Annotated in this window: 2 protein-coding genes and 1 riboswitch; both genes read left to right on the plus strand. The window is 60.7% G+C overall.

What is annotated here, in order from left to right; translation table 11 throughout:
• The first annotated feature begins 396 nt into the window (after window positions 1–396).
• A riboswitch (cobalamin riboswitch) is annotated at window positions 397–612 on the plus strand.
• Between the two features lie 242 nt (window positions 613–854).
• Complete coding sequence (locus ALC15_RS40755) at window positions 855–2,651, plus strand: ribonucleoside-diphosphate reductase subunit alpha (RefSeq protein WP_244486499.1); 1,797 nt, start codon at window positions 855–857, stop codon at window positions 2,649–2,651.
• On the plus strand, window positions 2,642–3,715 hold the full coding sequence (locus ALC15_RS40760; RefSeq protein ID WP_050632128.1) for a ribonucleotide-diphosphate reductase subunit beta: 1,074 nt from the start codon (window positions 2,642–2,644) through the stop codon (window positions 3,713–3,715). The genes ALC15_RS40755 and ALC15_RS40760 overlap by 10 nt, the downstream gene beginning before the upstream one ends.
• Window positions 3,716–4,058 lie beyond the last annotated feature (343 nt).

Here is a 4,058-nt window from a genome sequence, read left to right on the forward strand (position 1 = left end):
TATCCCTGGCGATGGATGGATTGGAGCATTGGTCCTATCCAGTCCTCGAAGCTCTCCTTCGCCGCCTCCACCGTCTGTCCATCCACCCCGGCGGCGGAGCGCTTCGGAATCTGTAATAGATTCTTTTGCACTCGGTCGCGCGTGATGTGATGGGCCAACGAGGTGAAGCGAAGATTTGGCTCGCGCCGAGCTTTCACTGCTATTTGTTCAAGTTTCGTTCATCAGGCCGTTTCCGCCCACCACGAATTGCCAGGTCTTATGAAGGCAGGCGGCAAGGCGGTCGGAGTCGTCGTCGCAGCGACGGCATACGGAAGCCGTCGTTACAACAACGCTCAGCGTCTTAAGGCTTCGAAAGCCTCATCCCATATAGTGCTTGACGAATCTCACCCGACGCCACCATATGTAGTACGTCACGGTCTTCCAGTCTCCGATTGCGTTGGATGGAAGCTAAGAGGGAACCCGGTGCGCCGACAACGGCTACTCCGAGGCTGCCCCCGCAACTGTAAGCGGCGAGCGGTTGTCATCATGGTCACTGGCTCGACAGCGCCTGGGAAGGCCGACAGCCCGCAGCGACCCGCGAGCCAGGAGACCTGCCGCGACAGAACGAACGTCCTCGGGCGGGGTGCCCGATGGGGCGCTTGCAATCGGGGGCAATTTGCCCGGTCTCGCAAGTCGCCCGCGCGGCCCCAGCCCCCAAACATCGCGGGGTACCGATGTCGCCGTCTTACGATTTCGATCGGCATGGTCATCTCGTTGAGCTGCCGAGTGCGGGGGCGCCAGCGCAGGCAAAGTCTATCGCGCTCGAGCTGTGTCTTTCGCCAACGCCATCGCCGGCTCCGCTGCCTTCGCCGCTCGTGCCATCGCCAAAGCCGTCCGACCTCACGCTCGATCGGTCGCGCGACGACCTGCTGACGTCGTTCGGCAAGCTGACTCTGACCGACCGTTATGTGCTCTCCGGCGAGAGCCTGCAGGATATGTTTGCGCGGGTGGCTTGCGCCTTCGCGGACGATGTTGCGCATGCCCAACGTCTCTATGATGCGATGTCTCGGCTGTGGTTCATGCCGGCCACACCAGTGCTCTCCAACGGAGGCACCACGCGCGGCCTACCCATCTCGTGCTTCCTTAACTCGGTGTCGGACTCGCTCGAAGGCATCGTCGGCACCTGGAACGAGAACGTCTGGCTTGCTTCCAACGGCGGCGGCATCGGCACCTACTGGGGCAATGTTCGCTCGATCGGTGAAAAGGTGAAGGGCGGCGTTACCTCAGGCATCATCCCGTTCATCCACGTTATGGATGGCCTGACGCTGGCGATCAGCCAGGGCTCGTTGCGGCGCGGCTCGGCGGCAGTCTATCTCGATATCCACCATCCCGAGATCGAGGAGTTCCTCGAAATCCGCAAGGCATCCGGCGACTTCAACCGCAAGAGCCTCAACCTGCATCACGGCATCAATGTCACCGACGAGTTTATGCGCGCCGTGGGCGCCGGCTCCGCGTTCGCTCTGCGCAGCCCGAAAAGCAACGAGGTCGTCCGCGAGATCGATGCCCGGCAGCTGTGGCAACGCATCCTTGAGAACCGGCTGCACACCGGCGAGCCTTATCTCTTGTTCATCGACACCGTGAACCGCGCGCTCCCCAAGCACCAGCGCGAGCTCGGCCTCAAGGTCTCGACCTCCAACCTTTGCAGCGAGATTACGTTGCCGACCGGCGTCGATCATCGCGACGAGGAGCGCACCGCAGTGTGCTGCCTGTCGTCGCTCAACCTCGAGACCTGGGACCAGTGGAGGGAAAAGCCGGGCTTTGTCGAGGACGTCTTGCGCTTCCTCGACAACGTGCTCACCCACTTCATCACGGTAGCGCCAGACGGTATGGCGCGTGCCCGCTACGCCGCGCTGCGCGAGCGTTCCGTCGGCCTCGGCGTGATGGGCTTCCACTCGTTTCTCCAGGCTAGGGGCATTCCGATGGAGAGCGTTCTGGCCAAGTCGTTCAATGTCGCCATATTCCGAAAACTCCGTCGTGATGCCGACGCGGCATCCGTGGCGCTCGCTCGCGAGCGTGGCCCGTGCCCGGATGCTCTGGAACGCGGCGTGATGGCGCGCTTCAGCCACAAGATCGCGATCGCGCCGACCGCCTCGATAAGCATCATCTGCGGCGGCACCAGCGCTTGCACCGAGCCGATCCCGGCCAACATCTACATCCACAAGACGTTGTCTGGGGCCATCTCGGTGCGTAATCCGCATCTCGCCAAGTTACTGGCCACCAAGGGCGCCGACACGTTGGCGACCTGGCAGTCGATCATTGCGCATGAGGGGTCGGTCGCCCATCTCGACATCCTATCGGAGCATGAGAAGGCAATCTTTCGCACCGCATTCGAGATCGACCAGCGCTGGATCGTCGAGCTTGCCGCCGACCGCGCCGCGTTCATCTGCCAGAGCCAGTCGATCAACCTCTATCTGCCGGCCGACGTGGATAAGTGGGACCTCCACATGTTGCACTGGACGGCTTGGAAGCGCGGGGTGAAGAGTCTCTACTATTGCCGATCAAAATCGATCTCGCGCGCGGCGTTCGCCGGCAAGGTTGCCGACCACGACAAGGCCGCGCCGCCGCAGCCGCCGCAGCGCACGGACTATGAGGAGTGCCTCGCATGTCAGTGATTGATCTTTCGTCCGTCGATCCTCGCACTCTGATCGGCAAAGGGCGCGTCGGCCTTCTTGACTCGACCGGCAGCTACGACGTCGATCGCTACTCCTGGGCTTACGAGTTGTGGAAGCGCCAGCAGCAGACCCACTGGATGGGCGAGGAAGTGCCGCTCGGGACCGACCTGAAGGATTGGGCGTCGGAGCGCGTCACCGCCAACGAGCGCGCGCTGCTCACCCAGATCTTCCGTTTCTTCACCCAGTCGGACATTGAGGTCGGTGACAACTATCTCAAGCGCTACATTCCGATCTTCCAGCCGCTCTCCGTTCAGATGATGATGGCGGCCTTTACCAACATGGAGACGGTCCATATCGACGCATATGCTCTGCTGCTCAAGACACTCGGCATGCCCAATACCGAGTTCGAGGCGTTCCGCGGCTATGCGGAGATGCGCGCCAAGGCGGACTACATGCACGAGTTCGGCGTTGACACCGTGGCTGATGTTGCTCGCACACTGGCGATGTTCGGAGCCTTCACCGAAGGTATGGCGTTGTTCGCGAGCTTCGCCATGCTACTCAATTTCCCGCGCCACAATAAGATGAACGGCATGGGACAAATAATAAGCTGGTCAGTGCGCGACGAGAGTCTGCACTGCGAGGGGATGATTAAGCTGTTTCACGAATGGCACCGCGAAACCGGGGCGGTGACGCGCGCCGTCCGCGACGACGTTGTCGACGTCGCCAAGACCATGGTGAAGCTGGAGGAGAACTTCGTCGATCTCGCCTTTGGCATGGGCAAGATCGAGGGCATGTGCCCTGAGCAGATCCACGCCTATGTCCGTTATGTCGCCGACTGGCGACTGACCCAGCTCCGGATTGCTCCGGTCTTCGGATTCTTCGAGGCTAAGGAGAGCAGCTTTAACCAAGTCAAGGCGCATCCGCTGCCGTGGCTTGTCGAGATTCTCAATGGCATCGAGCACGCAAATTTTTTCGAGCAGCGCGCCACGGAGTACTCGAAGGCAGCGAGCCGCGGCAGCTGGGACGGCGAAGACGGGGTGTGGGAGGCTTTCGGCCGTATATAGATAATCCGATCCTTGTCCCCTGAATCCGGATCGTGCCGCTTTGCGAATCCCTGCCGATTCATTTCCGGTATTAGCTGCAGGCGGGTCGACCATTGAATGATCCTCCTATAGGCCCGAGTGAGGCAGCCCATCGCCGGGCTTCAATGCATCCCCTGATGCTTGCCACAATTAATCTCAGGTTGTTTGAGTGCGATCTCAGCAACCTTTAGGATTCATAATCTAAAGACTGCAAGTTACAGCATTGAATTTGACTCTGCCACGCAGCATAGATCTCAGCCCCCTCCCTGAAATGGTGGCGGTGCTGTTTTGCGCGATTGGAGTAATCTGGCCGCGTGGATAAACA

This window comes from Bradyrhizobium viridifuturi (assembly GCF_001238275.1).
Classification (GTDB): Bacteria; Pseudomonadota; Alphaproteobacteria; order Rhizobiales; family Xanthobacteraceae; genus Bradyrhizobium; species Bradyrhizobium viridifuturi.

Coding starts and splice junctions, on each gene's coding strand:
- ALC15_RS40760 (WP_050632128.1), top strand. CDS start 2,642: ATGTCAGTGATTGATCTTTCGTCCGTCGATCCTCGCACTCTGATCGGC.